The 24,752-nt window shown below is 63.6% G+C and carries 34 protein-coding genes and 1 other RNA gene; 4 read left to right on the forward strand and 31 right to left on the reverse strand.

What is annotated here, in order from left to right; translation table 11 throughout:
• The 29 genes from N911_RS0110240 to N911_RS0110385 form a co-directional block, all read right to left on the reverse strand.
• A complete protein-coding gene (locus tag N911_RS0110240; protein ID WP_029896823.1) occupies window positions 1–594 on the reverse strand; it encodes a hypothetical protein in 594 nt (197 codons plus the stop codon).
• A gap of 12 nt (window positions 595–606) precedes the next feature.
• Complete coding sequence (locus N911_RS17590; RefSeq protein ID WP_029896825.1) at window positions 607–1,542, reverse strand: hypothetical protein; 936 nt, start codon at window positions 1,540–1,542, stop codon at window positions 607–609.
• A 105-nt stretch (window positions 1,543–1,647) separates the two neighbouring features.
• On the reverse strand, window positions 1,648–2,925 hold the full coding sequence (locus N911_RS0110250; RefSeq protein WP_029896827.1) for a phage minor head protein: 1,278 nt from the start codon (window positions 2,923–2,925) through the stop codon (window positions 1,648–1,650).
• Window positions 2,915–4,435, reverse strand: coding sequence for a phage portal protein family protein (locus tag N911_RS0110255; RefSeq protein WP_029896829.1), 1,521 nt, complete (start codon window positions 4,433–4,435; stop codon window positions 2,915–2,917). The genes N911_RS0110250 and N911_RS0110255 overlap by 11 nt, the downstream gene beginning before the upstream one ends.
• Window positions 4,435–5,964, reverse strand: a complete 1,530-nt coding sequence (locus N911_RS0110260) for a terminase large subunit domain-containing protein (protein ID WP_051694165.1) — start codon at window positions 5,962–5,964, stop codon at window positions 4,435–4,437. The genes N911_RS0110255 and N911_RS0110260 overlap by 1 nt, the downstream gene beginning before the upstream one ends.
• Window positions 5,961–6,542: a hypothetical protein gene (locus N911_RS0110265; protein ID WP_029896833.1), complete on the reverse strand. Its 582-nt coding sequence runs from the start codon at window positions 6,540–6,542 to the stop codon at window positions 5,961–5,963. The genes N911_RS0110260 and N911_RS0110265 overlap by 4 nt, the downstream gene beginning before the upstream one ends.
• 2 nt (window positions 6,543–6,544) lie before the next feature.
• On the reverse strand, window positions 6,545–6,787 hold the full coding sequence (locus N911_RS0110270) for a hypothetical protein (protein WP_029896835.1): 243 nt from the start codon (window positions 6,785–6,787) through the stop codon (window positions 6,545–6,547).
• Window positions 6,784–7,251, reverse strand: coding sequence for a hypothetical protein (locus tag N911_RS0110275; RefSeq protein WP_029896837.1), 468 nt, complete (start codon window positions 7,249–7,251; stop codon window positions 6,784–6,786). The genes N911_RS0110270 and N911_RS0110275 overlap by 4 nt, the downstream gene beginning before the upstream one ends.
• Window positions 7,252–7,253: 2 nt before the next feature.
• A complete protein-coding gene (locus N911_RS18030) occupies window positions 7,254–7,469 on the reverse strand; it encodes a TraR/DksA family transcriptional regulator (RefSeq protein ID WP_035104674.1) in 216 nt (71 codons plus the stop codon).
• Window positions 7,462–7,746, reverse strand: a complete 285-nt coding sequence (locus N911_RS0110280; protein ID WP_029896838.1) for a hypothetical protein — start codon at window positions 7,744–7,746, stop codon at window positions 7,462–7,464. The genes N911_RS18030 and N911_RS0110280 overlap by 8 nt, the downstream gene beginning before the upstream one ends.
• Window positions 7,747–8,481 carry a hypothetical protein gene (locus tag N911_RS0110285; protein ID WP_029896840.1) on the reverse strand — a complete coding sequence of 245 codons (735 nt, stop codon included), beginning with the start codon at window positions 8,479–8,481 and terminating at the stop codon, window positions 7,747–7,749.
• 2 nt (window positions 8,482–8,483) lie between these two features.
• Complete coding sequence (locus N911_RS16905) at window positions 8,484–8,918, reverse strand: hypothetical protein (RefSeq protein WP_051694167.1); 435 nt, start codon at window positions 8,916–8,918, stop codon at window positions 8,484–8,486.
• Window positions 8,919–9,012: 94 nt separating this feature from the next.
• Window positions 9,013–9,459: a hypothetical protein gene (locus N911_RS0110295; RefSeq protein ID WP_029896844.1), complete on the reverse strand. Its 447-nt coding sequence runs from the start codon at window positions 9,457–9,459 to the stop codon at window positions 9,013–9,015.
• Between the two features lie 4 nt (window positions 9,460–9,463).
• Window positions 9,464–9,610, reverse strand: a complete 147-nt coding sequence (locus N911_RS18850; protein WP_237559935.1) for a hypothetical protein — start codon at window positions 9,608–9,610, stop codon at window positions 9,464–9,466.
• Between the two features lie 646 nt (window positions 9,611–10,256).
• Complete coding sequence (locus N911_RS0110310) at window positions 10,257–10,733, reverse strand: regulatory protein GemA (RefSeq protein ID WP_029896849.1); 477 nt, start codon at window positions 10,731–10,733, stop codon at window positions 10,257–10,259.
• Window positions 10,734–10,817: 84 nt separating this feature from the next.
• Complete coding sequence (locus N911_RS0110315; protein WP_029896850.1) at window positions 10,818–11,099, reverse strand: hypothetical protein; 282 nt, start codon at window positions 11,097–11,099, stop codon at window positions 10,818–10,820.
• Complete coding sequence (locus N911_RS0110320; protein WP_029896851.1) at window positions 11,096–11,350, reverse strand: DUF3850 domain-containing protein; 255 nt, start codon at window positions 11,348–11,350, stop codon at window positions 11,096–11,098. Before N911_RS0110320 ends, N911_RS0110315 begins: the two co-directional genes overlap by 4 nt.
• Window positions 11,347–12,741 carry a replicative DNA helicase gene (gene dnaB / locus N911_RS0110325; RefSeq protein ID WP_081859155.1) on the reverse strand — a complete coding sequence of 465 codons (1,395 nt, stop codon included), beginning with the start codon at window positions 12,739–12,741 and terminating at the stop codon, window positions 11,347–11,349. The genes N911_RS0110320 and dnaB overlap by 4 nt, the downstream gene beginning before the upstream one ends.
• A 90-nt stretch (window positions 12,742–12,831) precedes the next feature.
• The gene (locus N911_RS0110335) at window positions 12,832–13,251 is read right to left on the reverse strand and encodes a hypothetical protein (RefSeq protein ID WP_138774380.1); all 420 of its coding nucleotides are present in this window, start codon (window positions 13,249–13,251) and stop codon (window positions 12,832–12,834) included.
• A 218-nt stretch (window positions 13,252–13,469) separates the two neighbouring features.
• Window positions 13,470–13,536, reverse strand: an RNA gene (locus tag N911_RS18035) — hammerhead ribozyme type II.
• 4 nt (window positions 13,537–13,540) lie between these two features.
• Window positions 13,541–13,819, reverse strand: a complete 279-nt coding sequence (locus N911_RS0110345) for an HU family DNA-binding protein (RefSeq protein WP_029896856.1) — start codon at window positions 13,817–13,819, stop codon at window positions 13,541–13,543.
• A 10-nt stretch (window positions 13,820–13,829) separates the two neighbouring features.
• Window positions 13,830–14,093 (reverse strand): hypothetical protein, encoded by a 264-nt coding sequence (locus N911_RS0110350; RefSeq protein WP_029896858.1) that lies wholly within the window; start codon window positions 14,091–14,093, stop codon window positions 13,830–13,832.
• Window positions 14,093–14,599: a host-nuclease inhibitor Gam family protein gene (locus N911_RS0110355; RefSeq protein ID WP_051694170.1), complete on the reverse strand. Its 507-nt coding sequence runs from the start codon at window positions 14,597–14,599 to the stop codon at window positions 14,093–14,095. The genes N911_RS0110350 and N911_RS0110355 overlap by 1 nt, the downstream gene beginning before the upstream one ends.
• A gap of 10 nt (window positions 14,600–14,609) precedes the next feature.
• Window positions 14,610–14,813 (reverse strand): hypothetical protein, encoded by a 204-nt coding sequence (locus N911_RS0110360; RefSeq protein WP_029896862.1) that lies wholly within the window; start codon window positions 14,811–14,813, stop codon window positions 14,610–14,612.
• Complete coding sequence (locus tag N911_RS0110365) at window positions 14,810–15,421, reverse strand: winged helix DNA-binding protein (protein WP_237559936.1); 612 nt, start codon at window positions 15,419–15,421, stop codon at window positions 14,810–14,812. Before N911_RS0110365 ends, N911_RS0110360 begins: the two co-directional genes overlap by 4 nt.
• Complete coding sequence (locus tag N911_RS0110370; RefSeq protein WP_029896866.1) at window positions 15,418–16,119, reverse strand: AAA family ATPase; 702 nt, start codon at window positions 16,117–16,119, stop codon at window positions 15,418–15,420. Before N911_RS0110370 ends, N911_RS0110365 begins: the two co-directional genes overlap by 4 nt.
• 15 nt (window positions 16,120–16,134) lie before the next feature.
• Entirely contained in the window at window positions 16,135–18,099 is a 1,965-nt protein-coding gene (locus N911_RS0110375) for a Mu transposase C-terminal domain-containing protein (RefSeq protein ID WP_237559937.1), read from the reverse strand.
• A 205-nt stretch (window positions 18,100–18,304) separates the two neighbouring features.
• Complete coding sequence (locus N911_RS0110380; protein WP_051694172.1) at window positions 18,305–18,580, reverse strand: helix-turn-helix domain-containing protein; 276 nt, start codon at window positions 18,578–18,580, stop codon at window positions 18,305–18,307.
• A complete protein-coding gene (locus tag N911_RS0110385; RefSeq protein WP_051694174.1) occupies window positions 18,577–19,005 on the reverse strand; it encodes a hypothetical protein in 429 nt (142 codons plus the stop codon). Before N911_RS0110385 ends, N911_RS0110380 begins: the two co-directional genes overlap by 4 nt.
• Before the next feature lie 219 nt (window positions 19,006–19,224).
• Between N911_RS0110385 and N911_RS18040 the strand changes: the two genes are divergently transcribed.
• From N911_RS18040 to N911_RS0110405, 3 genes are all read left to right on the forward strand, one after another.
• On the forward strand, window positions 19,225–19,911 hold the full coding sequence (locus tag N911_RS18040; protein WP_081859156.1) for a LexA family transcriptional regulator: 687 nt from the start codon (window positions 19,225–19,227) through the stop codon (window positions 19,909–19,911).
• A complete protein-coding gene (locus N911_RS0110395) occupies window positions 19,908–20,528 on the forward strand; it encodes a hypothetical protein (protein WP_029896876.1) in 621 nt (206 codons plus the stop codon). Before N911_RS18040 ends, N911_RS0110395 begins: the two co-directional genes overlap by 4 nt.
• A 592-nt stretch (window positions 20,529–21,120) precedes the next feature.
• Window positions 21,121–21,894 carry a 4Fe-4S double cluster binding domain-containing protein gene (locus N911_RS0110405; RefSeq protein WP_051694175.1) on the forward strand — a complete coding sequence of 258 codons (774 nt, stop codon included), beginning with the start codon at window positions 21,121–21,123 and terminating at the stop codon, window positions 21,892–21,894.
• A 328-nt stretch (window positions 21,895–22,222) separates the two neighbouring features.
• Here the strand turns inward: N911_RS0110405 and N911_RS0110410 are convergent, their stop codons facing one another.
• Together N911_RS0110410 and N911_RS0110415 are read right to left on the reverse strand one after the other, a co-directional pair.
• Window positions 22,223–23,482, reverse strand: a complete 1,260-nt coding sequence (locus N911_RS0110410) for an O-antigen ligase family protein (protein WP_029896880.1) — start codon at window positions 23,480–23,482, stop codon at window positions 22,223–22,225.
• A gap of 42 nt (window positions 23,483–23,524) precedes the next feature.
• Window positions 23,525–23,929: a cupin domain-containing protein gene (locus N911_RS0110415; RefSeq protein ID WP_029896882.1), complete on the reverse strand. Its 405-nt coding sequence runs from the start codon at window positions 23,927–23,929 to the stop codon at window positions 23,525–23,527.
• Between the two features lie 108 nt (window positions 23,930–24,037).
• Between N911_RS0110415 and N911_RS0110420 the strand changes: the two genes are divergently transcribed.
• Entirely contained in the window at window positions 24,038–24,751 is a 714-nt protein-coding gene (locus tag N911_RS0110420) for a M48 family metallopeptidase (protein ID WP_035105317.1), read from the forward strand.
• Window position 24,752 lies beyond the last annotated feature (1 nt).

Raw genomic sequence — 24,752 nt, forward strand, 5'->3', positions numbered from 1 at the left:
TTACAGGGCGTAGATGCCCGCGTTGGCCAGATGGTTCAGGATGGCGGACGACGGGACGGCCTGGGCCGTCGCGCCCACCTTCAGAGCGCTGGAATGGACCGGCCCGTGGATCACCACCATGCCCCCCTCGCGGGAGGTGTCGGCGTTGGCGTCCAGCACGCCGTCCACGCTGGTCACGTAGTCCGCGGCCACGTCCGCATCGGTGGCCGGGGCGGCGTTGAACGCGACCTGGATCTCGCCGGTCCCGTAGTTGATGGTGCCGCTGCCTCCGGAGTCGCCCCACAGCTTGCCGTGCCCATCGTCGGCCAGGGTCTCCACCCCGTCGGACACTACCACGGAGCGGGGGTGCACCGGCCCCTCGGCCAGGGTGGAGGAAAACTCGGTGGCGCTGTTGTCGCCAGTGCCGATGGATTCGGCCGACACTTCCAGCAGCGGCGAAAACACTCCGCTGGCCCTGGTCAGGATGAGACCGAAGGGGTACACCCCGTCGTCGGCCTTCAGCGACGCCGGGACCACCATCGCGGGATGGTTGCCTCCGGCGGCCGCGTGCTCGGTATGCACCGAGCCGGACATGACTTTTCCGCTGATCACCATGATCTTGCCTCCCTAGCAATAATCGCCGACGTCGGCGGGGATTTCGGGTTCCTGCCGCTGCCCACCGGCCCGATCGGGAGTGGCCTGCTCGCTGAACAGGTGTCCGTTCGCGTCGGGGCGCTGCTCCAGTCCGCGCCAGTAGGACTCCTCCAGGCTGACCTCCTCGGTGTGGCCGTCCCGCGCGGAGAACTCCATGGTCTGGGTGGCCTGGCCGAGCTGCTCGGCGTAGGCCATGATCTGCGGCTTCTCGCCAGGCAGGGCCTTGCCAGCGGCCACCAGGGCCTCGAACCGGTCCTCACGGTCCTTCTTGGTGCGGGCCGCCCGGAACTCGGCCAGGTCCTTCTCGGCCTTCTGCCGCTTTTCGTCCGCGTCTTTGACCTTGGCGTCGGCCTCGGCCACGGCTGCCTCCACGTTGCTTTCCATGGCGCGCAGACGCTCGGCGAACGCCTGCTGGCCGTTCTGGCCCGAGACCTCGTCGCGCAGCGCCTTGATCTCTTTGAGCACTTCCTTGAGGGTCATCTCGTCCTCCGTGGTTTCATGAAACGTGTATTCCTGGACGTCTTCGGCTCCGTTGAACCTGACGTCCTTGAGCCCTTGCACCGCAGGTGGTGTCGCCCCCAGAAAACCCAGGTGACGCAACCCCATATCGTCGTAGAGTGCGATGGAGCGCTTTTTGAAACGCCCCTGGCGCAGCAGATCCATGAACTGCGGCTCCACCTGGGACAGATCAGCCAGCAGCGTGTCGCCCTCCACCCGCAGGCCAGCCACCCAGCCGTAGGCCGGAGCGTCTGTCTTTGGATGCCCAACCACGACTGGCGCTTCGGCCAAGGTTGGGTCGTAGCAGCGCGCGATCTCCCGCAGGTCATCCACGGTCCAAGTCTTGGTCCGCCCGGCGGAATCGGTGTGCGTTCCCGCCCGGAACACTTCGACACCCTTGATACTGGCCATCTTGACTCCCACTTATCCTCGGCCTATTTTAATTTTATGGGTGCTTCGGAGTGTCCCCCCGGGGGCCGGGATCTGGGCTCCGATGCGTCCGCTCACGAGACCGGGCTACGTGAGCTTTTCCCTAAACAGCAGGATTCCTTCCCGCATTCGCTCCAAGTATTCGAGGATTGCCTTGGGCGATCTTTCAGCCTTCGGACTAAAGGCGGTGGCGCTGGCCCATTTCCCGTCCAGCAAATGCCAGACACAGAATCCGCCGATATCCTTTCCCTGCCTGGCGAAGAGCCTGACCAGGCGTATCGACTGAACAGGCTTTCCTCTGATTTCGCTGGTGATCTGCCAAATCTCGAATGGCCTTTTGATGGTCCTGGCCAACAGCTTCATGTACGGCCCCTTGTCCTTCCATGACGTGACCTTCCAATCACGTGTCGCCTTGTCGACAAAGAACCATTTGTTGATGGGCAGTGGCAGCCCGCCGTGCAGCCTATGCACGGTTTCTCCATCCAGGGAATTCAGGCCGAATTCAGCCAAGAATGTTTTGACGTACACCTCCGGCTGGAGTCCTTTTTCCAGCAGGTCCCCTTCCTCGACAGGCAGGACGTGCCGCCGGTCCAGATCCGCCAGGGGCGGCTTACACGGATCGTCGGCGAAGAGGCCGTGTCCGTCGCGGCATATGGTCCTGGTGGCCACGGGCTTGATGTCGTCGAGCCTGATGGGCTCGGGGGTGACTCCGGACGTCCAGCTCTCACCCACGTTGGTGGCGAACCCTTTGTCCGGCCAGGGCCGCACCGGAGGCAGCTTTTCACCGGTGGCGGGGTCAATCGGCTCCACCATGTCGGGCATGTCCTCCTCGACCTGGTAACCGCGCGCCTCAACCTGCCGTCCGGACAATGTGACCACGGAACACCTGCACCGATGGCCATTGGGCGGATAGAACTGCTTCCAGAAGGGATGCTCGTGGCGATACACCATGCCGTTCAGGGCCAGATGGCTGGGGCGGGTGCGGCTGTCCTTGACCGCCACGTACCGCCAGTACGGACGGGCCTGGGCGGCCCGCATCATCTGGGCGTGACGGCCCGCCATGTACGCGGATTGGACGTTGTTGCGGAAGATGGTCTCCACGCGCCACGAACTCCACCCTTTGCGCTCGATCAGCCCTCGGACACGCGTCTTGAAGTCCGCCAGGCTCTCCCCATTCTCGACGGCGTGGCCGATGGCCGAGTGGACTTCAGCCAGCTGATCCATCCTGGCCAAGCCGGAAACAGTGAAGGCGCGGGAGCGGGCGACGCCTTCCAGGCGGTCGAATTCCTTCCGGGTGACGATGCCCTTGGACGCCCAGTAATCGCGGGCCTCTTGGAAGGGCAGCAGAGGCGGACTAACCGGCATCGGGATCCTCGCGCGCGGTCAATTGGCCATGCAGGTCAGCCGCCAGCAGAGCACGGCGCATCAGCTGCTCGAAGGAGTCGGCTTCCAACTCCGGCAACAACTCCGCGAGCAGGATCTGCATGTCCTCGAACGACTCGGCCCGGTCGACAGCCTCCAAAATCGCCCGCTTGCGTTCCTCTGCGGCCTGCTGCGCTTCGGGCATGAGATCATCCAGCATGGCGTCCAGGGCGTCCTGGCCGTCTCGGGCCTCTCCTTCGGCGAACTCCCCGCCATGGTCTTCATTCTGGCTACCTTCGCCCTCGACCAGGAACTCATCGTCCATCAGGCCGAAGCGCCGTTTGTAGAAGACGCTGGTGAATCGGACCTTGCCGGATTCCGTGATCTTTTTGGCCAGAGCCGCCTCACGGTCTTGGTCCGCCGGTTCCTCATAGCGCCACACGGGGGGGCGCTCACCCGGAGCGTTCAGCTGCCCGTAGATGCGGCCAAGGCTGTCGAAGAATTGAGCCACGATGCGCTCGTCCGCTTCGCGGTAGTCCCCCAGCACGGCGTAGTGCGTCTCGCTGGCAGCTCGGCTGCCTGCCTTGCCCAGTTCGGCCGTCAGCGTCTGCCCCATCAACACCTTCGAGATGGCCGCATCCCACATCTTGACGAAGGACTGATGCAGATCGCCGCTTTTGCCGCTGGCTTCGTGGATATCCACTTCGCTGCCGCTCGGCAGCACGGCCGTGGCTGTCTGAACCATGCTGGCCAGATCGGAGGACATGCGCTGCCGTTCCTCACGGGAGGACTGTTGCGGGGCCTTGCCGATCACCCAGGGAATGCCGAAGCGTTCCATGAAGTTCGACCAAAAACGCACCCCGCCTTTCTTGAAGGCTACCGGCCAGAGGCACCTCGACAGGAGCCGCAGGCCGTGCGGGCGGTCATAGGTGGGGAAGTGCCTGGCCACCAGGAATTTATCCTCCGGCATCGGCTCGCCATTGGGAGCCCCCATGGAGAGAAAGACCAAGCGTCGATCTCCATCGAAGCCGAACCACCGCCGGGGCTTGACGGTGATGCCGTCGAGGCGGATGCGGCCGTTGTCCTGCCGCCACATCAACTCGGCCACGGTGTGGCCGTAGTAGGGGGCGTCCAGGATTTCGCTGACCACGTTGTAGAGGTCCACTCGCTCCAGGTCCTCGATCAGCTCGTCAGCCAGGCGCTGTGCTCCCGTGCTTGGCTCCTCGCCGCGCGTGTGTCCCGGCTTGATCTGGTAATCGTACTTGTGCAGCGTCCCCAACTTGCGCGACTGGATGGCCATTGTGACCTGATCATCCGCGGTCAGCTCATCCAATACCTCCGCGTCCTCGCCGCGTTTACGCAGGATGGGATCGGGGTCGGGCAGCAAGCCGAGGAATGAGCCGAACACGTCCTCGCCAGCCGCCTCACGCGTGGCCAGTTCGTTGAACAGTTCCTCGCGCCGGGTGCTGCTGAATGACCGGAACTCGGAGGGGGAAATCCAGAGGCCGTCCATCAATACCCCCTTGTGATGGTGGTGGTTTCTCGGGGCGGACCGGTGACAACATCCCACTCCTGCGGCTCCATTACCGTGGCCGCGTACACAGCCATTGCCAGGGCCACGCCGGAGTCCCCGTGGCGCTGTTCAGCACCGCCCCTGGTACTTTTCTCGGGTAGACGCGCCACCCCTTTCACCACGCGGAAGGCCCGCAGATCGTCGAGCACGTCGCTGTCTTTGGGGAGTGTGAGCGTGCCGTCCTCGAGTTGCTGCTTGAGGCGGGGCATGTGCTCCCGGTACCAGGCTTCGGACAGGGCCACCTCGTCGATGAGCCCCGCGCCATAGTGCTGCCTGGCCACCTCGGCCAGGAATGCGCCATTGCCCCGGGCATCCAGGGCGGCACCGCCGAAGCGGTCCAATCGGTCGATGAGGTATTCCAGCACGTACTGCTGGGTGGTGAAGGGAGCGTTTCTCAACTCGGCTGTCAGGCAGGTGCGCAAGTCCAGATCGGCCTGTCGCTGAAGCACCCACAGCACGGTCAAGTCGCCAGAGCGGCCGAAGTCCTCGCCCACGAAACATGTCTGGGATGGTAGCGATCGCAGGACTGGCTCCAGGTGCTCACGGCACCAGGCTTCCGCCGTCCGGCGGCGGCGAATCTCCGACCAGTCCACGAAGTCGTCGGGCAGGCTCCACCGCAGCACCGGAATGTCGGGGTGCATGCGAGCTTCGATCAGGGCGCGGGAAAGGTAGGCTCCGCCGGAGCGGCGGGGAACACAGAAGAGTTCCTCCTCCGCGTTGTCCCCATAGAAGTCCACCATCTCCTGCCGCCACCTGGCCTCCGACTCGGGAGACCAGGCCAACTCCGCCCGGACCGCCTCGGTAGGCGCTTTCCCCTGTTTGACCAGACAGATGCGGCGATAAAGCCCCTCATACAGCGCGTCGTCGAACGTGGTTCGGTGCAGGCTGTATGGCCGCGCCCCGGATTGAGTCTCCTGGATCAACTCCGCGAATGGGTTTTCCGCGCCATTGTGCGTCGATATGACGTCCACCCGGCCACCCCACATGAGCATGGCCAAGGCCGCCTTGAGCAGTTCGGCCAGCTGGTCCACAAAGGCCCCTTCGTCGATGACGATGTGTCCCTGGATGGAGCGAAGGGAACGGGGAGCGGAGGAAAGCCCCGTTATACGGTGTCCGCTGGCAAAGGTGATGCGGAAGGCGACTACCTTGCCGCCGGGATCTTCGTCCTCGAAGACGAACTCTTCCATGTCCGACGCCACCAAGGAATAGATGCCAGCCCAAAAGGCGCAGTCCTTGATGAACGTCTCGGTCATCCCCTTGTTGTAGGAGATGTACCAGACGTCCATACCTCCGGATTCCTTCTCGGACGCGGCCTCCAGGGCCGCACCAGCGGCTGTGGCCCAGGATGCGCCGATACGGCGTGATTTCTCCCATACCCGCACGGCGGACTCGTCAGCCACCCAGCGCCGTTGGTAGGGCAGAAGCAGGGGTTCGTCATGGTGGCGGGGAACGTGCTCCGGTGTGCTCATCCCAGAATCCCCAGCAACCGCTTGGCTTCCTGCACCGACGCGTCGGTCATGCCCCGGGGTTTCTTGCCGGTCTCCTCGTCAGGCTTGGGCTGGAGCTGGTGCAGCAGGTCGAAGGAGGCCTTCACGTGCTTCAGCTCACCCAAATCCAGGGCTGCCGGGTTGGCGATCATTTGGGACAGCTTGGCACTCAGCGCGGCCTCAAGGGCCTGGGCCGCGTCCTCGGCCGAGCTGAAGTGCTGGTCGGCGCCTGCTCCGGCCACACGCCTTTCCAACGCGGACTCTTCGGCCTTGATGGCCAGTTCTTCCATCTTGGCCACGGCAAAGGTGTCCATGGGATTCAGGCTGCCGAGGCAGTTCTTGATGAGCTGGGCCCGCAAGCGGATGGTGTTGGTCCGGATCGAGGACATGGCCTCGCGCAGCTCGCGGCGCTTCTCGGACCACTCGTACTTGTCCGCCCAGCGCCAGAGCGTGGATTCCGGGATTTCGGTGCGCTCGGACACCTCCCGCATAGGCAGGCGTTCAACGCAAAACAGGTCCTCGGCTTCGAAGACCTGGTCAGGTGGGTACTCCCAACCCATGGCTAGCGCCCCAGGACTTCGGCGATGCGATCCAGCTCGGCCAGGACTTCCACCAGCTCCGTACGGGCGGCGTCCAGTTCCAGCGCCTGCTGGGCAATGACGTCGGTTCGCAGTGCCTCGGGGGACTTGAAGGGATCCAGGTTATCACGAAGACTGCCGAGCAACCCGCTGATCCTGGTCTTCAATTCGGCACGGCGCTGCTCTCGATCAGCTTTGTAACCCATGTACTTAATGCGCTCGCTCATTTTCCCTGCTCTCTCTTAACGATGGGGCAAAACAGGTTGCTGTCGATCTTGTCCGCTACCTTCTGCATGGTTTGGGACACCAGAAGCAGCACCTCCCGCTGATCCTTGGCCAAACCTTCCCAGCTGCGCACCAGTTCGACGTTGTCTCTGTAGAACTGGGAAACCTCTTTGTGCTGCTGCAGGAAGCATTCGACCCGCTTGCGCTCTTCATCAGCCCAGGCGATCGAATCCTTGCGGTATGCCTCCAGAACGGCTCGGGTCTCCTGGCTCTGCGCCCGCAACGATTCCGCGTGGTCCCGACGAATGGCGTTGAGGATCTTGTCTTGCCGCCACGCATGCCAGGTGAACAGGGCCACTGCGGTCAGGGGAAATGCCAGCACCAAACCGACGACGCCCCATGCCCCGAGAGTCTCAACCACCTGGGCCAGGGATGAGATGATGGCCACCAGCTGCGTCGGATCCACGACTAATCAGCCTCCGTTTCTTCTTGGCACGTGGTGCAGCGTGAACAATCGGGAACCGCCGTCATCCGCGCCGGGGGGATGGGGTCGCCGCAGTCGCGGCAGCACGGCACTCCACCGCACCACTCCGGCCCTTCGCCAGAAGACGCGGACCTGCTGCCGAGGGCACTGCGTAGAAACGCAGCCTCAGAGGCCTGGGCTCGATCAACTTCGTCAGCCATGGTGGTCAGCCAAATCCGGAAGCGCCTCGATCTCGGCGATCATGGCCTCCAGCTCATCCACTCCGGGCACATGCTCACCGAAATCCCGGAGCACTCCCGCCGCCGTGCTGGCTTCCCTGGCCAGCTCCAGGGAGTGGTGCAGGGACTTCAGAGCAGGCACGGCGACACCGGACACGGACACCGAGCCGGACTCGATATCGTCGTAGAGGCCGCGAGCGGATCGGACCGCCTGAACGGCCGCGGTCACCATGGCCGCGATGCTCTGAACCGGAAGCATCTAGCCCTCCTCCATGTTTTGCCGGGCCTGCCCCAGTGCTTTCAGTCCGGCCTCGTAGAGCCCGGCCGAGGCTTCCGCTATGGTGTCCATGAGTTCGCCGGGTGCCTGGACTTCGAACCGCCGCCCCAGCACCTGCCCAGCCGAGTCCAGCAGTTGCCGAACCCGCTGGCGATCGACGTACTCACCCAGGAGAGGGGGGTCGCTGCCGGAGTCCCCGGCCACGGCCACCTCGGAACGCCAGGCGGCCACTTGGCTGTAGACCACGCTGACCCGGGACCCCAGCACGATGAGCCGTTTCGCCTCATCCAGCACCGGCGCCACCTGGGTCTCCAGATGTTCGCGCTCCGCCGGGGACGCCGCCTGATGCAGATCCAGGTAAGCCATGTGGGTTGCCATGTAGCTGTCCAGCAACGTGGCTGCGGCCACTCGGGCTTGTTCGGGCGGATCCAGGGCGGAGACCCGGTCCACGGCGGCGCAGCCCGCGAGGCACACCGCCAGCAACAGGGCCGCGAGCGGGCCAGCGCTGGTCTTCTTGATTTTGACGGGGCGGTCGGCCTTGATGCGGCCATAGGCTGTCCACCCAGCGCCCACCAGCGTCAGCAACGCAGTGGCCACCTCCTGAATGGCTTCGTCGCCCAGCGGCAAGTTCAGCCGCGAAACGGCCCAGGCCACCACCATCATCACAACGCCTTGCAGCGTCTTGGATTCCCAGGGCATCTTCGGATTGTTGGACACGATCACCTCCGTCCGATCCACTGGATCGGGCTGACGTTGCGCACACTGATATGCAGCCAGCCCACCCCGGCCTCGATGGCCGTGATGTACTGCACCGCATGCATCAGCCGTTCATCTGCACCTGCCCGAATGTCCTGACGAATCGCCCGCGCCGACGTCCGCAGGGGGACCAGGTCCAACGCCCGGCCCCACTTGTGGTCAGACCGGTCCGCCCCCACGGGGCAGTCCGACGGACGCCAGCCGCGGTACTCGTTGCCGCCGCCCACGTGCCAGTCGTTACAGACCATCGGCCCGTAGAGTCGTCGCAGGGCGTCGGCGCTGAACAGCAGACGCGCATCCAACAGCCACCACAGCTCGCTGTGCGGCAGCGTCAGGTAGTGCTCTCTGGGCACCAGCTCGTCCAGGCTGAAGAATTCGGGGAAGTAGTGCGTCACCATACGGGGGCAGAGTGCCCCCGGAAAACCGATTTGCGTATTCGGCTATGCAGAATATGCAGGGATTCGGCGAGCGGTTTTGCTCACCCGGTGCGGCCTATTGGCCGAGGTAGGAGCGGACGCTCCGAGAGGATATGCGCAACGGGCGGTCGTCACCCACGCGTTCCAGGGTGCCGTCTTCCACCAGGTAGCGGACCTGGCGCTCAGACAACGCGGTGGCCCACGCTGCCTCGTCCACGCGCAGCGGTCGCCCCTGGCTGAGCAGTTGATCTACCGTGATCTGCGGCACCTCCTGATATGCAAGCCGCCGGGAGGGAGCCGAGCGCTGGGCGAGGACGAGCTGAAACCCGGGCGGATTGACCAACGCGCAACGCCTGGCGCACGACAGGCACAGAAAACGTTGTCCCCGAACGAACCACTGCGCCTGGCGTCGTTTCGTGCATCCCAGGCGTTCGTACACGGCCGGGTCCACCTCGCCATGGTAGGGCACGAACCCACGATCCAGCAGGCAAAGAATTTCACGGGTCTGTTGGCGTACGGACATCGTTTCAGCCTCCCATCAGCTGCATCTCGTCAACGGGGACGTGGGTGATGCCGGCCCCGACAAGCAGGACCGCCACGTACCAGCGGCCATCCATCCCCTGGATGGGCTCGCTCGCCGTTCTGGTGATCTCGTAGCGCGTTTGGCCGGACACTACGCGAATCGGCACGCGAACTGGCGTTTGCCGTGGAATGTCAGGCCGTTGAGATACGTTTGCCCCGCCCAGAGCCTCGGCCACCATTCGCCCTACAAGAGCGCCGGTCTCAGCAGGGGAGCTGGCACTCCACTTACGTCCGTCAGCCCCAGGCACCCATCGCCCGTCCAGCCGCAGACGATAGCGGCCCGGCACGGCCCCGGCATGGTCCGGCCATGCCTCCGCCGGGAACAACTCCAGGCGGCCCACGACATCATTGCGCCCCCGGTGCAGCAAAATGGAAAGCGACTTGTCACGCTGTTCTGCCATGTTGAGCGAGTCTCCTAATAATGCCGCAGAGTGTTCATCACCGCATCCGCCTGGGCGCTGAACAAGCGGTGGCAACGGTTGCACTCACCAGTGACGACGCAGCGTGAGCATGCTGCGCGCTGGATTGCCTGGTAGACCGCCTGATCACGGTCGCCCTGTCCGTCCAGCCAGCGCCTGATCCTGGCCAATTGCCGAACAGTGTTTCCGGCGTAGCGTCCCGCCAGGGCCTGGTAGACAGTGCCGCGCGGAGCCCCGGTGACTGCGCAGAATCGGTGAATTGTCCCATGCCGTTGCTCTATCTCGGCCCGCAGCCGGGCCGCCTCGTGTTCCGTGTCCATTACCGCTCGGGATACGGATCAACGCCTTTGCGGCCCATCCGGTTGATCATGTCCTTGACCAGCACCTGGAGATCGTCCTGGTTGGCCAGCCAGCGGATGTCACTGACGCCGAACTGGCGCTCGACACGCTTGTTCAGGCCATCCAAACTCCACCCCATATCCCTCGCCATAGCCAGGATTTTGCGTTTTTGACGGTGGTGCGGGTCGGAATCCGGAATGTCGATCCAGGCACGCCCCCTGGCAGGTTTGGCCGGAGCGCGGCTGGTGCCGCCGCTGGTCCAGCCGCGGGCGATGAAATGGTTCAGCAACTCGGCCATCTGGTGGATGGCCAGGTCGCCGGAGCTGCCCACTCCGAACAACTCGTGAAGAATGGTCCGGTAGTCGGCATCCGAAAGGCCCAAACCTTTCTTGGCGATGTGAATCTTGGCCAACAGCGCTCGGCGGCGCGGGTCAGGCGCATATGCGGGTTTACCCATGGTATCCTCCCAGATCGCGCCCGCAGAGCAGGCAGCGGTTGTCAAAGTCCCACACGACGAGACGGCCACAGTGCGGGCAGCGGACTAGGTGCAGGCACATCGCAGCCTCCGCAGCTCCTCGTTGAGCGGCATGCCGTAGATGGTCATCTCCGCGTGGGTATCCAAACAGTTGATGCGGGCGGCGCGGGGGACGCCCAGGCGGTCCGCCTCACGGCGCTCGGTGGCCGCATCCGGCCCCATGAGACGGCCGATCCAGCGGCGGTCGCGCTGCATTTTCCAGGGCAGCATGGCTATCGCGATTCCCTGCTGGGCCCCGAAATAGTAGAGGGCGAGGAAGGTAAGGGAGACAAGAGTTTGCGGGCTCATGCTGTCTCCTTCAGTTCAATGCTCATGGCCACCCACCCCGGTTGCAGGCCGTACTGACCGCCGTGCAGAACGTGGAGTACGCTGACCTCAACATGGCGGCCGGTGTAGTACCGCCCCTCACCGACTATCTCTCGCAACAACAGGGTGTCGCCCTCGGCGAATCCACGATCATCGAATCGCAGTTCAACCCGCTTGCGACCTTCAAGGAGGGCTAGGAACGGGCCTGGCTCACATTTCAGTTCGTGTTTCATGCCAGCTCTCCTTGCCCCACCCGGGGGAGCCCCTCGGGCGACGGGGCATCCTCGACAAAGCGGTTCGACTCCGCCCTGAAGAGCAACTCCAACTCGCCCACGGGGCCGTTGCGTTGCTTGCCGATGATGACCTCGGCGATCCCCTTGGCGGGGGTCTCCTTGTTGTAGACCTCGTCGCGGTAGAGGAAGACGATCATGTCCGCGTCCTGCTCAATAGCCCCTGACTCCCGCAGATCGGACAGCATCGGCCGCCGGTTGGAGCGCTCCTCCACCTTGCGGTTGAGCTGCGACAACGCGATCACGGGGATATTCAGCTCCTTGGCCAGGGCCTTGAGGTTGCGGGAGATGTCGGAAATCTCCTGCTCACGGGAGTCCACCCGGTGCGAGGCGCGCATGAGCTGGAGGTAGTCCACGATGACCAGCCCCACGCCGCGCTCCCGGCGCATCCGCCGCGCCCGCGCCCGCAGGTCCATGACGCCCAGCGCCGGGGTGTCGTCGATCCACAGGGGCAGCCTGGCCAGCACATCCCGCGCTCCGCGCAGAGCGCTCCAGTCTGACTCGGACAGCCAGCCGCGCCGGACCCGGGACAGATCCACGCCTCCCTGGATGCACAGCATGCGCGAGGCGAGCTGCTCCTTGCTCATCTCCAGGGAGAAGACCATCACGGGCGTCTCCGGCGACGCGGTGGCCGCATTCAGCGCCAGGTTCAGAGCGAAGGCCGTCTTGCCCATGGAGGGACGCGCGGCCAGGATGATCAGGTCGGACGGCTGCAATCCGGCGGTGTACTCGTTGAGCTTGGCGTACCCCGTGTCCACGCCGGTCAACGCGCCGTCACGCGCCGCCAGCTCGGCCAGATTGGCCATGGCCGCGTCGGCGAGCTGGCCGGTGGCGTGGGCCGTGTCGTCGCGGTCGCGCGCGGCGATGCGATCGGCAGCCTGCGAGGTCCGGTCACAGAGATCGCGCAGATCCGCACGGGGATGCGATGCCTCGCGCGTCAGCTTTGTACCCACGGCAATCAGCCGCCGCAGCCCCGCCAACTCCGCGACCATGCGGGCATAGTGGGCCGCGTGGGCGCTGCTGACGATGGAGGAGACCAGCTCGGCCAGGTAGGGTTTACCCCCAGCCCGCTCCAGCTCATCCCCCAACTCGGTGGCCACCGTAATCAGGTCCAAAGCCATGCCGCGTTCGGACAGGCGCTCCATGGCCCGCCAGATCAGGCGATGGCGCGGCTGGTGGAAGTCCGCTGCTGTCACAATGGCCGCCAACTGATCCAGTTCGCCACGGTGAAACGCGCCGCCCAGCACGCCCTGCTCGGCATCGAGATTGGCCGGGGGCTGGATGGTATCCGGCTGGGAGCTAGACGCCGGGAGAATACTCTCGGCCACGGTCATGGGTGCCGCTCCCAATAGCGCAGGACGAGCCACACACCCGCCACCTCGACGACGGCGGCCGCCACGATGACGAGCAGATACACATGCAGGTCAGTCATGGTGGACTCCAACAGGGATTGCACGGGGAGAGGAGCCCGGAATGGGGGACACGCCCCAGTCGTCCAGCATGGTGCAGATGTCCGTGTAGCCGAGGCTGCGGCACGAACCATCGACGCGCTGATTGATGTCCATGCGCAGCCGCTCCACGCCGATGCGGTCACGTCGCTCGGCGGCGTATTCGTCCAGGACCGCCGCCAACGCCTCCCACGCCGGGACTTCAGTCCACGAATCGGGGATGTATGGCAGCGCCATGAGACGCTGGCCGGTGTCGCATCCGGCGCAGGGTTCAGAGATTTTGCGCTGGGCATGCACGTGGCGCAGAGCGCACTCGCGAGGGGTGGAGGGTGGGCAGTTGCGGCGCATGTCAGCATCCCTTCGGCAGTCGGCCAGGCCGCGAAATGATGAATTCATCGCCCCGCTGGATGTCCTGCGGCAGAGCACAGCCGCGATCGCATCCAGGGCAGATGCAGCTGGATTCCCCCACATCGAAGGCCCTCCAAAGCTGATCCTTCTTGGTGGCATAAGGACACGGCTTGTAGCCGCATTCGGGCACCACGACAGGAGTGCCGTACCGACCAGCCGCTTCTTGCACGAGTTGAGTCCGAATCTTGGCGTCCATGCATCCTCCCTTCTAGCTGCACATCAGGCCCGGGCCACCACGCCCGGACGACAGCCCCCGCGGGGGCTGTTTCGCGAGGGGTTACTTCTCGTTGACGGCCGCCCGGAGCCCCTTGCCGGGCCTGAAGGTCACCACCCTCTTGGGCGCGATCTCCACGGCCTCCCCTGTCTGCGGGTTGCGGCCGGTGCGCCCGGCGCGCTGCTTGACCTCGAAGGTGCCGAAGTCGGTGAGGGTCACCTTGTCGCCCTTGGCCAGGGCTCCTTCCATGGCCTCCAGGGTGCCGGATACGGCCCGCTCGGCCTCGGAGTTGGAAATGGAAAGCATGTCCGACACACGGGTGATGAGTTCGCCTTTGTTCACGGTATCCTCCCTATTCGTAGGTGGTTTGCAGGCCGCCGCTGTCCAGCGCATCCACGCGCTGGAGCAGTTCGGCCGCCCGAGTTTCCAGATCGCCGGGCACCGCGCCCCGCGCCAACATTTCTTTTGCCCACGCCCCGAAATCCTGGGCCAGACTCCGATTGCGCAGCGCCATCCGTTCAGCCGACCGCAGAGCCTCGCGACGGATGTTGCCGCGTTTCTGCGGTGGATCTGGGGGCCTGGAATGCTCCTGATGAGGCGGTTCATGCACACTCATCACGCGACCTCCTTGAACCCCTCCACGGCATCCATGTCAGGCACGACCCGAAAGCTGTCCTTAACCGTGCGCTTCAGGCCCAGCTTGGCGATGGTGGAGTCGTCCAAGGACTCGATGGCATCCCGCTTGGGTTTCTCCTCCACCTGGATGCACTCGTCACCCAGCCCGTAGGCGCGGAGCGACTTGAGCAGCGACGCAACCTTGTCCTTGGCGCGGGGGATGCTCACCGAGCGCACCAGCCGGTAGCCGATCTCGCCGTATGTCAGACGACGGGTACGGCGTTTGCTGAATTCGTCCTTGCGCGCCTCGCAGAACGCCTGGACCTGCGTCTCCAGCTGCTTGCGCTCGGAGCAGAGCGGGGCCATCCGCTCCTTGGCTCGTTCCTTGACGTCGTTGATCTCTTCCTGGGCCTTGCCGTTGATGCGCTCCACCGCGATGTCGATCTCGCCCATGCGCCGCACAGCCGCGTCCACGCCGTCCCAATCGTTGATTTCGATGTTGCTCATCTCTCCTCCGTTATTGTTTCACCGGCTGCTGGGCCCGGGACAGAGCCATCGCCTGGATGACGCAGATCGGCGTAGACTCCAGCGCCTCGACGATCTCCATCACCCCAGCCAGTTGGTTCACGGCTGGCCGCATGCGCTCCCAAATTTCAGGGGGCACCTCGCCAGCCAGCGACCGCAGGTCAGCCAATGCGCCGAGGTATTTCTCGTGGATCATGCCTCCTCCTCTTCGTTGAACCGGGCCAGGACGGTCCGGCAGTCCTCGATGATGCGTTGCCGCACGTTGGGCTGGTACGGGTCGCGCTCCATGAGCGCCCGCACCATGCGGCAGGCTGCGTTGCGCACCTGGGCGAACGGGTCGGTAATGGGCTTGGGGGGGAATGGAGTCTTGCGCTGATCCCGCGCCTTCTGGGTGGCCCTGTACGCATAAGACTTGCCCGACTTGCCGTGCCTAGCCACGTAGCCTTCCGCCTCAAGCCAACGGACGTACTTGGCCACATGGGTGTAGGAGGCGCGGCTTACCTGCGACACGTCGCGGAACGTCCACCCTGGTTTTTTGGCCCGAATGGCCCGCCAGATTCGCTCGTACAACTCGCCGCCGCGGGTGGCGGCATGGGGGTTCCAGGTGTATGTGCCCCGTTCCACGCGGATCAGCTCCCGACGCTCCTTCATGTCCTCCAGACGCCGCCGCACCTTGGCCTTGTCCTGCTCGTCCTCCAGGCACAACGCCTCGATGAGCAGCCCGGCGGTGAAGGACTTCTTGCCGCCTCGGGTCAGCCCCTGGATGACGGGACGCAGCTCCTCCATGGTGAAGCTCACGCTCATGACCGCCTCCAGCTGCGATGCTTGAGCACATCCATCACCATGGCCTCGTCCACCGTGTCGGTATCCCGAGCTTTGGCCGCGTTCTCCAACATCTGGAACATGTTGCGCACCAGGCGAAAGTCGCCGTCTGTCTTCTTGACGATCAGCTTGCACTCCCGGGCGGGAATGCGCAGGTCAGCCGCGTCCATTCCGTACATGGCCACGTCCGACTCGCTGATCGGGCCGAACACAACTTCCTGAACAACCCGGCTCCATACCCGCCTCTGTTGGCCGAGCAGCGCGGGCAACTCCTCCTCGCCCACCAGGACGATGGAGGAGCCGGTCAGTTCGTGGATGTCACGCAGGTCGTTGATGCGGGCGACGCTGAGTTTGTCCGCTTCGTCCACGAAGATGGTCTGGGGTTCCTTGGACAGGGCCGCCACGATTTTAATTTTGCAGTCGTTGGCTGATCTGGGCCGCTGGCCGCAGATTTCGAAACAGAGCCCCTGGAGAAAGGCGCACTGTGTCCAGTCCTGCCAGACGTACAGATACACGCCCCCATGCTCGCTGTAGTAGTTCTGTACGGCCACGGTCTTTCCGCGCCCGGCTTGGCCCCAGCAGACGGCGATTCCCGGCTGGCCGTGCTCCATATCCTCCATGGTGGCCACGGCCCGCCGGAACTTGGAGACGTTGTCGGTTTCGATGAACACCTGCCGCATAAATTCCTCCTTGGGTTAGCTGGCCGCGGAAGCGGAATTCCAATGGTTGAACACTCGCAACAGCTTGGAATAACGGGCCTCCGGGTAGTCTGGACTGGCTTCGAATTGCTCCATGAACTGAGCGTCTGACTCCCGCAGTTCGATGCCGTCGCGGTGGCGGATATTGAAGAGATATTCGTACTTGGACAGTTCGTCGGTGATTTCGCGGACCTGTTCAGGCGGGGTGTAGGCGGGGCGGGAAGACCGGCGTGCGCTGGCCTTGGCCTGGGCATCCTCAATGGCCAGGACTTCCGCCTGGGTGGGCTCGGTGTTTTCGGGCTGTGCTGTCGGGCGCTCCTGCCCGTGCTCGGCCACCAATTCCATGCGCCGCTGGGTCTCTGGGATGACAACCCGCTCCAGCAACGTCCGGCAATACCGACTGGCCTGACGCTCTTGCCCTTTGCGAAACTCAATGGCCTGCGTCAGATCGGCCACGTCCTGCTCATTACCCAGGATGCGCGCCGCCGGGTGGTACTTGCGGGTCTTCTCGGCGCAGCAAATGGGGCGTCCGTCGGTGTCGTACACCAGCACCCGGGCCACTTCACCGTCCGCGTCCAGATCCTGTGGATCGTATTTGACCGTGACGGGATGCCGCCGGTTGTAGAGTTCCGGCGCGTAATACGTGCGGCCGAACAAGGACACGCCATTGCGCTGCACGCTCCGCACAGTCTTGGTCAGCATCAGGTCTCGCAGCTTGACCAGGTCGGCATCGCCCAACCCAGGCCCCCGCCCGTCCTGGAAGACCTCGAGCGGAGACTGGCCCGCCAGGTGCCCCTTTTGCGGCCGTGCGATGTACTCGTCGAAGAACATGGCAATGGCCTGGTGCGCCTCGATCAGGGTCAGCGGCCGCGCCCCGGACTTTTCGTAGATGTCCCGGTGCACCTTTTCCCCGCGCAGCATGCGTGCGGGCTTGGTGGCGATGGACGTGCCGGTATAGCTGGGAGCCCACCGTTCCAACTCGGCGAACGTCCCGAAGAATCGTTCCACCGTCTTGGATTGGCCGTGGTAGGGCCAGGCGAACAACGTCTGGACGCCGAGTTCGGCGAACAGGCCTCCCAACCCGGTTTCACGTAAGTCTATGTCGTTGAAATACTTGGACCGGAAAGCGCGGCCATTATCCAGGTAGGCCACCTTGGGAAACTTGCCCAGCAGCAGGCAGGCCCGGCGGAACGCGGCTGCGATGCACTGGGTGTTCTCGCTGGGCATGATCTCCCAGCCCATGGGGAAGTTGCTCCGCATGTCGTACCAAAGCACCATCTCCATGCGCTGCGGCTTGCCTGTGGTGGGGTTGATGATCTCGAAGTTGAGTTTGTGGCCGTCCGCCACCAGAATGTCACCGACCTCGATGAGGCTGTAATCACGCTCAATGAAAAAGGCGCACCGGTCATTCCAGGCCTTCGCGCCTTCCCTGGTGTAGACGGAGTCGCCGTAGTGGTATGGATAGAAGTCTTCAAGCAAGAAGCGCCGTGCCGTGCGCTCGCTTTGGATCAGCTCGCCGCCCTCGAAAGCCAGCGCCTTGTTGGCCTCCCGGTAGGCGCTGGCGATGGAGGGCTGGCCGGGCTGGAGCCAGAAGCGGATCAACATTTGCTTCTGGTGCTCGGTCAGTCGCCTGGAGCCCTTGCGCGTCAGGCCCCGCTTGTCAGCAACAGCGGCCAATCCGCCCCGCTCGGCTGATTTCTTCCAGCGCTCCAGAGTCTTCCAGCTGACTTTGGGGCCGATGGTCTCCAGCAACTGCGGCCACATTCCGACCTGATAAGCACGGATGAACGACTCGCGCTGCTCGACCCCCTTCCCCTGCTTGGCCAGCCAATCCAGGTACAGATTCACCAGGTCCAACCGCGCCGCCGCCACACGCTTCCGCCGATCATCCAGTTGAACCGACGTCCCGGAGGCGTTTTCTGCCGTGGACTCCTTGGCCTCATGGAGCTTGAGTTTTTGCAAGACATCCTTCGGGAGACCCGAGACCGGGTAGACATAGCCTCCGCCACGCTGGGGCTTAGGTGTACGCGGCCATGACTCACGCTTAGCCCTTTTGTGGACTGCCTGGACTGTAACGCCAAGCGCGACCGCAATATCTTTCAATGCCAAGGCCCTATTCATGGTGCTACCTCTCAGTTCTCCTTCGAGCGGCACAAAGCCAGAATCCTCACGCCGCCTCGTCCTGCATGTCTTCGGGCAAGGCTAGGTATTTCGTTGGGCAGCCCAGGTGACGCAGCAACTCCAAAACCTTCCTATGGTTCCTCGCGCCCCGGATGGTGTGGCTCACCGCGGAAGGAGTGACGCCAAGCTCTCCAGCCAAATCCTTGATCGTGTATCCCTGGTTGTTCAGCCATCTGCGGATATCCCAGGGACGCCGCTCACGCCCGGAGCCGATGGGGTGAGTGAGCTTTTTCCTCCGACGCGCAATTCGGACTTCCTTCATAGTTCCGCCTCGATGTGCTTTTTCTTTTTCTGCAAGGCTTTGATTTGTGCCTCGATCTCCGCTCGCTCCAGTAGCTTCGCCTGCCGTTCATCGACCAACTGGGCGCCGAGAGGCGCGCAAAGCGCCTGAATCGGACGCAGGTCGTCGACCACCCGACAAAAAACCACGAGTGCCCTGACGCTCGGATAGTGTTCGGCGTACGGGTTGAGCCATTTCTCCAGGGTTGCGGTCGAAAGGCGCTGCGTGTTGCCGCCGTTCAAGCGAACACCATGGTTGGACGCCAACTCATTCATTTTGTCGCAGATTTGTTCCCGAGACAGTGGACTGGCCTTGGCGGCCTGGTGCATTGCCCGCTTGACCGCCGGGACCACATCAAGGCCCGGACCGAACAAGGAGAGTTGGTTGGGGTCCGAGTGTCTGCTCATTGGTGTCCGGTCATTTCGTGACAACAGATGTTGAACTCGCTATGTTTGCACGGCTATGGTCAGCCCATGTCGCGCATTGCGTGACCAACGCTGAGGTCGTTTTTATACCTGAACTCACACGGAGTCAACCTTTGGTAAGGTTAAAAGTTGGTCGCGTAAAACCTGAAATCCACACGGTTGGAATAATTGGCAATAGTGCCAATCTCCGGGGTTTAGCCGATGGTTGAAACCTCAGGTCGTCAGGATTCAACTGAGGCTGCCGCAATTCTGGACCGACTAATTCAGGCCTCACCTGACGGCACAACTCACTCTTTGGCCACAATTCTGGGGGTCACCCCCCAGGCCGTCTATAAGTCCAAATCTCAAGGCAAGGTTCCGTCGTCGTGGATCGTCGACGTAGGAAGGGCAACCGGGGTCTCATTGGACTGGCTATGTTACGGAGAAAAGAAAAGACCTGAGGTTGGCAGTGAAAAACCAGAGGTTTGCAAACCTGATGTTGTGATGGTTCCTAAAGTTCGAGCCAGACTCTCAGCTGGAGGTGGTTCATTCGAAACCAGCGCGGATGTGGTGGGGCGCTACGCCTTTAAGAGCCCCTGGATTCGGAGCAAGGGAAGGCCTGACCAAATGGTGCTTATGGACGTGTACGGCGACTCCATGGAGCCAGAAATCAAGGAAGGCGATACAGTTCTGATTGATCAATCCCAATCCGATGTCCTAGCTGGTGGGATATATGCGATAGGGATCGGCGAAGAGGTCGTGGTCAAGTTCGTTGACCGCTGGCCAGGCCGTTTTGTTCTTAGGTCTAAGAACCCTGAGTACCCAGCAGTCGAACTGGATATGGAACAACTGAGAGACCAAATACGTATTATAGGTCGCGTGATTTGGTGGTGCAGGGAGGCGAGATGAGAAAGGAATTTATACTGATCATGACCATGATACTACTGACGTCGTGCGCTGCGACGAAGACCAACTACCCCAAAGACAACGTGTCAGAAGCCAATGGTTCGAGCGAGATGTCCACTACTGTGGAAGCGCTCTACAAATCTCAAGTCGATAATTCGATTCGGGCAATACTCAGGGAAGGCGATTTTGCCATTCCTGATCATGGAACGGAGAATATTACAGGTGTCGTGGGCAGCGACGCAGGCCAACTACTCGTCGCGTTCGATGTTGAGGAAAAACCTGATATGCCGGTCCAAAATGTCATAACAACCATGTACGAGATCAGAATGAGCCTGTCGTATAAAAAGGGTGACCGAACGACTCCAGTCAAGTTCAGCCAAGTAGATGAATCCAAATTTAACGAAATGCTGAGTGCGATACAGAGAAGGGTGGAAACAAAAGTGGAAGTCAAGCTGTCCACACTTGACGAAAACCCTCCCAACAAAGGCAACGGGGCTGTGCAATGGAACCAAGCTGCCGATACCGCTCTAAGTATCATCGGCATTGCCCTGGACATTGGCGTATCTGTTATGAGCGGAACAATGACAGACGGTGAAATCACGAAGGCGCTCACCGACTGATTGGTTCACCAGCGCTGACCACCGGGTCGGACAAAGCCCTTCTCATCTAGACTGTCCGACTGACGGGCTGGCCAGCATTTTTCTCAACTTGAGATTCTGAGCGAAAGTTTTTTCTCCTGCGCCCGAGACCCCGCCCCACTCCTGTATTCCCCCCGTATTTCTCTCATCCAACCAAGGCGTCCCGCGCATTCTCATCTCTCCTGTCCCCCCACATCAGCGTCCAGCGCATCTGAATCAAAACGGCCGGGGTGAGGTTTAGACGGATGGACTTCAACTGGAAAAACGCTAGTCCGCCTGAGCACTTGCGCACATTTCCTTGACGCGCGCCATCCAGGGAATACACATGCAAACTTACTTTGCCTCGGGTCCAGGGCCTGGACACGAAACGCCCCGGAGGATGATTCGGGCCAAGGAGCCTTCAGCCTTTGGGCCGAGCTTGCCCGGTCATAGGGATGAAGAGAGCGGAGCCGGCACGAGTCATGTCCTGGTCGCCGAAGGCGAAACATCTTCCTGACCTTGGCCGCCGAACGCACTCTCTTCTTCGCATTTTGGACAAATCCTGTAACTTGTGAAACGATGCGTTGTATATCTCATGCATTTAAACGCCAGGGAGCGAGCTATTCAGGATATCAAGAAGGAATTGATCGAGCAGGTGCGCGAGTGGGGAGCGGACGTGGTGGGCGTGGCTGACACGGCCCGTCTGGAGGGCATTGGGACACGGCCGGACGACCTGCTCGAGGGGTGGCCCCGGGCGGTCGTCATGGGTGTGCGCTTGTCCGGCGGGGTGATGGACACGGTGAAGGACGGCCCCACGGAACTCTACTCCCAGCACTACCAGCGGGTGAACGCCCTCTTGGACGACGTCGCCACAAAGCTGATGGGGTGGATACAGAAGCGGGGCGGGCAGGCGCTGCCCATGCCCGCGAGCCAGATTCTTTGCGAGGAGACCTTCCATTCCTACCTGTCCCACAAGGCGGTGGCCCTGGCGGCGGGGATTGGCTGGCAGGGCAAGTCGACGCTGCTGGTCACTCCCAAGTTCGGGCCGCGCTTGCGGCTGGTGACGGTGCTGACCGACCTGGACCTGCCCCCGGACGAACCGATGAAGAACCTCTGCGGCAAATGCACCATCTGCGCCGACGCCTGCCCGGCCGGAGCCATCAAAGGCGAGAAAACCGACTACCACTTCGCCAGCCGCGACGCGGCCCTGGACCTGGACGCCTGCGTGAGCCAGCTCAACCGCTTCTCCCAGGCCGACCACATTACCCCCTACCTCTGCGGCGTCTGCGTCGCCTCCTGCCCGTGGGGCAAGAAAAAGAAGAAGAAAAAACGGGCTGAGGGGAAGACGGGGCGGTTGGCAAAGGTGTGAGGCCCAAGCCCCCTCCATCCTTCCACAAACGTTGCATAGCCCGCTTCGCTCGGGGGCGTGGTGCTGCCACGTGGCAGCACCAGGGCAACAGCCCAGTTCCGCGTCCAACGCATCGTCAGCCAAACGGCCAGGGCAGGGTTTTGCCGGATGAAATAGCCCCATATTAGCCCGGCGCCGAGGTGCTCCCCGCCCGCGCTCTTACGCGCGTCATCCCGCGACCCACATGCAAAGTTACTTTGCCGCGGGGTCCAGGGGGCGCGTAGCCCCCTGGTCGCCCGAAGGGCGGAATCCTCTCTTCCTGAATCCTCTCTTCCTGAATCCTCTTTTCCTACTCTTTCCTCTCTCCGGCTTCCCGTGCCAGCCAGGCTCCGGCCAGGGCGCAGCCGAGTATGGTCATGGCGGTGCCGAGCCACCAGGTGCGGAAGAGGTTGTGGGCCGTGGCGGCGGTGACCAGGTAGCCCACGTAGGAGGCGGTGAAGCATTGGGCGGCCCAGAGCCAGCCTTCCCCGCCGGGGGATGAGGGCGGGCGCGCGGGGAGCCGCACGGCCCGTAGGCACCACCAGGCCGCCCCCCAGAGGAAGGCCAGCCCGGCCAGAAAGCCGAGGAGGCCGCCGTCCACCAGGAGTTGCAGGTAGATATTGTGCGGGTGGGGCAGGTCGGCGGGTGAGCGTTGCAGAGTGATGCCGAGCTGCTTGTAGGCGGGGTTGAAGGTGTTCAGCCCCCAGCCCAGGACGGGCCGTTCTGCGAAGGTCTCCAGGGCCGTGGCCCAGATTTCCGTGCGCGGGGCTTGCCGGATTACCTCCGGCGTGAAGCGGTTGGGGAAGAGGCTGACGGCCAGGATGAGGACCAGCAGGCCGATGCCCAGGGCCTTTTTCCAGCCCAGCCGCAACAGGCCGAGGAGGCCCAGGGCGGCGGCGGTGCCCAGCCAGGCGGAACGGGTCTGCGAGCCGACGAGGGTGACGACGGAAGGAACCAGGACCAGGGCCAGGACCAGGGAACGGAGCCGTGAAGGCCAGGAGCGGGGCAGCAATCCCCACAGGCCAAGGGCGGCGGGGATGGCCATGGACAGCCAGTTGCCCACCCGGGGGGTGGACATGGTTCCGGTCAGCCTGGTTGACCCGTACAGTGGATCGCCGGTGAGCGGTTCCACGCCGGTGATCCACTGCACCGTCCCCAGGCTTCCTTCCACCAAGGCGGCCAGGCCGAATACCCCGGCCAGGGCCAGGAGCTGGCGGCGCGTGCGGATGGCCTCCATGCCCGCGGCGAAGAGCAGCAGCGCCTTGTACCCGGCGTGGGTCAGGGCGTAGCCGCTGAGAGAGGGGTGGATGGTGTGGACGGTCTGCAGGACCAGCACGGCGGCGAAGGCGAGGAAGGCCCACAGCAGGGGGGTCCGGGGCAGCCTGGCTCCGCGCCAGTCCAGCAGGTAGTAGAGGACCACCGCGCCCGAGGCGGTGGAGCCGCCGATTTCGCGCAGGGAAATGGAAAAAGGCGCACCCGCCGCGTAGATGCACAGGCCGAGGTAGGCCAGGGCCAAACAGGAGAGGGCGGCCCGCCTGCGCAGGGGGGAATGGGCGCTGGGTGGGGTCATGGCTGGCAGGTTGTAGCCGCGCGCTTGGCCCCGGTCAATCGGCTACCAGCCGTGGAATGGCTTGTCGTCGTCCGGGTCGAAGGTACCCTCGTAGTATTCGATGACCCAGGCGGACTCGACGGCCGAGAAACGGTGGGCCAGACGGGGATGGACCACCGCGCGGTCCCCGGCGCGGAGCCGGACCTCGAACCGCTGGCCGTCGTCCATGTCATGGCACTCCACCAGCAGTTCGCCCTGCACCACGTAAAAGCGTTCCACCTTGGTCTCGTGGTAGTGCCCGCCCCGGTACAGCCCTTGGCCGGGGTTGAGGGAGAAGCAGGCCAGGTGGTGGAAGGCCGGGCCGTCCTCGATGAGGGCCAGTTCGCCGCGTTCCTGGATAAGCCGTTTTTGGCGGCGGAATTCCTCGGTCACCGGCAGGGGTTCGATGTCGATCTTGGGGTGGTCCATGCTCGCTCCGGTGGCGTTTTTCGATTCGCCCGGCAGGCTACACCGTCCTTGCCGGGGATGGAAGACTGCGGGCTTGCCCCGGCGGCTGGGCGGGACTACCATCCCCGCATGCGTTTTCCGGCCAAAGACGGCCTGCCTCCCTTCAGCCTGCGCGAAAACCCCCGGTCCAGGCGCGTTACTCTGCGCCTGACGCCGGGCGGCGAGCTGCGCCTGACCGTGCCGCCCGGCTTCGACCCCGCCATGGCCCACCATGTGGTTGAGGCCCGGCGGGACTGGATAGAACGCTGCATGGACAAGCTGGGCAGGCCGGGCGGATCGCCGCCGGACCCCCCTGATGAGTTGCGCCTGCGGGCGGCGGACGAGTCCTGGCGGGTGGACTACGCCGAGCGCGGCCAGGGGCCGGTGCGGCTGCGGACCAATGCTGGAGGTCGGTTGCTGGTCTCCGGCGGGCTGGCCGACCGCCAGGCGGTGCGCCGCGCCCTGCTCGACTTCTGCCGGGCCCGGGGCCGGGACATCCTGCCCGGGCTGGCCGAGGAGCTGGCCCGCGAGGCCGGGGAGGATCTGGCCGGGGTCACTGTGCGCGCCCAGCGCAGCCGCTGGGGAAGCTGCTCCAGCCGGGGGAGCCTCAGCCTCAACGCCAAGCTGCTCTTCCTGCCGCAGCGGGTGGCGGTCTACGTCATCCGGCACGAACTGGCCCACCTGCGCCACCTCAACCACTCCCCAGCCTTCTGGGAACGGGTGACGGAACTGGAGCCGGACTGGCGAGCAAGGGAAAAGGAACTCAAGGAATCCCGGTTTCTTGTGCCAGGTTTTCTGGGTTGAA

Source organism: Desulfohalovibrio reitneri (assembly GCF_000711295.1).
Classification (GTDB): domain Bacteria; phylum Desulfobacterota; class Desulfovibrionia; order Desulfovibrionales; family Desulfovibrionaceae; genus Desulfohalovibrio; species Desulfohalovibrio reitneri.

What these genes read in the sequence shown, in the direction of transcription:
- N911_RS0110240 (WP_029896823.1), bottom strand. Translation starts at nt 594, where the DNA reads ATGGTGATCAGCGGAAAAGTCATGTCCGGCTCGGTGCATACCGAGCAC.
- N911_RS17590 (WP_029896825.1), bottom strand. Translation starts at nt 1,542, where the DNA reads ATGGCCAGTATCAAGGGTGTCGAAGTGTTCCGGGCGGGAACGCACACC.
- N911_RS0110250 (WP_029896827.1), bottom strand. Translation starts at nt 2,925, where the DNA reads ATGCCGGTTAGTCCGCCTCTGCTGCCCTTCCAAGAGGCCCGCGATTAC.
- N911_RS0110255 (WP_029896829.1), bottom strand. Translation starts at nt 4,435, where the DNA reads ATGGACGGCCTCTGGATTTCCCCCTCCGAGTTCCGGTCATTCAGCAGC.
- N911_RS0110260 (WP_051694165.1), bottom strand. Translation starts at nt 5,964, where the DNA reads ATGAGCACACCGGAGCACGTTCCCCGCCACCATGACGAACCCCTGCTT.
- N911_RS0110265 (WP_029896833.1), bottom strand. Translation starts at nt 6,542, where the DNA reads ATGGGTTGGGAGTACCCACCTGACCAGGTCTTCGAAGCCGAGGACCTG.
- N911_RS0110270 (WP_029896835.1), bottom strand. Translation starts at nt 6,787, where the DNA reads ATGAGCGAGCGCATTAAGTACATGGGTTACAAAGCTGATCGAGAGCAG.
- N911_RS18030 (WP_035104674.1), bottom strand. Translation starts at nt 7,469, where the DNA reads ATGGCTGACGAAGTTGATCGAGCCCAGGCCTCTGAGGCTGCGTTTCTA.
- N911_RS0110280 (WP_029896838.1), bottom strand. Translation starts at nt 7,746, where the DNA reads ATGCTTCCGGTTCAGAGCATCGCGGCCATGGTGACCGCGGCCGTTCAG.
- N911_RS16905 (WP_051694167.1), bottom strand. Translation starts at nt 8,918, where the DNA reads ATGGTGACGCACTACTTCCCCGAATTCTTCAGCCTGGACGAGCTGGTG.
- N911_RS0110295 (WP_029896844.1), bottom strand. Translation starts at nt 9,459, where the DNA reads ATGTCCGTACGCCAACAGACCCGTGAAATTCTTTGCCTGCTGGATCGT.
- N911_RS0110310 (WP_029896849.1), bottom strand. Translation starts at nt 10,733, where the DNA reads ATGGGTAAACCCGCATATGCGCCTGACCCGCGCCGCCGAGCGCTGTTG.
- N911_RS0110315 (WP_029896850.1), bottom strand. Translation starts at nt 11,099, where the DNA reads ATGAGCCCGCAAACTCTTGTCTCCCTTACCTTCCTCGCCCTCTACTAT.
- N911_RS0110320 (WP_029896851.1), bottom strand. Translation starts at nt 11,350, where the DNA reads ATGAAACACGAACTGAAATGTGAGCCAGGCCCGTTCCTAGCCCTCCTT.
- dnaB (WP_081859155.1), bottom strand. Translation starts at nt 12,741, where the DNA reads ATGACCGTGGCCGAGAGTATTCTCCCGGCGTCTAGCTCCCAGCCGGAT.
- N911_RS0110335 (WP_138774380.1), bottom strand. Translation starts at nt 13,251, where the DNA reads ATGAATTCATCATTTCGCGGCCTGGCCGACTGCCGAAGGGATGCTGAC.
- N911_RS0110350 (WP_029896858.1), bottom strand. Translation starts at nt 14,093, where the DNA reads ATGAGTGTGCATGAACCGCCTCATCAGGAGCATTCCAGGCCCCCAGAT.
- N911_RS0110355 (WP_051694170.1), bottom strand. Translation starts at nt 14,599, where the DNA reads ATGAGCAACATCGAAATCAACGATTGGGACGGCGTGGACGCGGCTGTG.
- N911_RS0110360 (WP_029896862.1), bottom strand. Translation starts at nt 14,813, where the DNA reads ATGATCCACGAGAAATACCTCGGCGCATTGGCTGACCTGCGGTCGCTG.
- N911_RS0110365 (WP_237559936.1), bottom strand. Translation starts at nt 15,421, where the DNA reads ATGAGCGTGAGCTTCACCATGGAGGAGCTGCGTCCCGTCATCCAGGGG.
- N911_RS0110370 (WP_029896866.1), bottom strand. Translation starts at nt 16,119, where the DNA reads ATGCGGCAGGTGTTCATCGAAACCGACAACGTCTCCAAGTTCCGGCGG.
- N911_RS0110380 (WP_051694172.1), bottom strand. Translation starts at nt 18,580, where the DNA reads ATGAAGGAAGTCCGAATTGCGCGTCGGAGGAAAAAGCTCACTCACCCC.
- N911_RS0110385 (WP_051694174.1), bottom strand. Translation starts at nt 19,005, where the DNA reads ATGAGCAGACACTCGGACCCCAACCAACTCTCCTTGTTCGGTCCGGGC.
- N911_RS18040 (WP_081859156.1), top strand. Translation starts at nt 19,225, where the DNA reads ATGGTTGAAACCTCAGGTCGTCAGGATTCAACTGAGGCTGCCGCAATT.
- N911_RS0110395 (WP_029896876.1), top strand. Translation starts at nt 19,908, where the DNA reads ATGAGAAAGGAATTTATACTGATCATGACCATGATACTACTGACGTCG.
- N911_RS0110405 (WP_051694175.1), top strand. Translation starts at nt 21,121, where the DNA reads ATGCATTTAAACGCCAGGGAGCGAGCTATTCAGGATATCAAGAAGGAA.
- N911_RS0110410 (WP_029896880.1), bottom strand. Translation starts at nt 23,482, where the DNA reads ATGACCCCACCCAGCGCCCATTCCCCCCTGCGCAGGCGGGCCGCCCTC.
- N911_RS0110415 (WP_029896882.1), bottom strand. Translation starts at nt 23,929, where the DNA reads ATGGACCACCCCAAGATCGACATCGAACCCCTGCCGGTGACCGAGGAA.
- N911_RS0110420 (WP_035105317.1), top strand. Translation starts at nt 24,038, where the DNA reads ATGCGTTTTCCGGCCAAAGACGGCCTGCCTCCCTTCAGCCTGCGCGAA.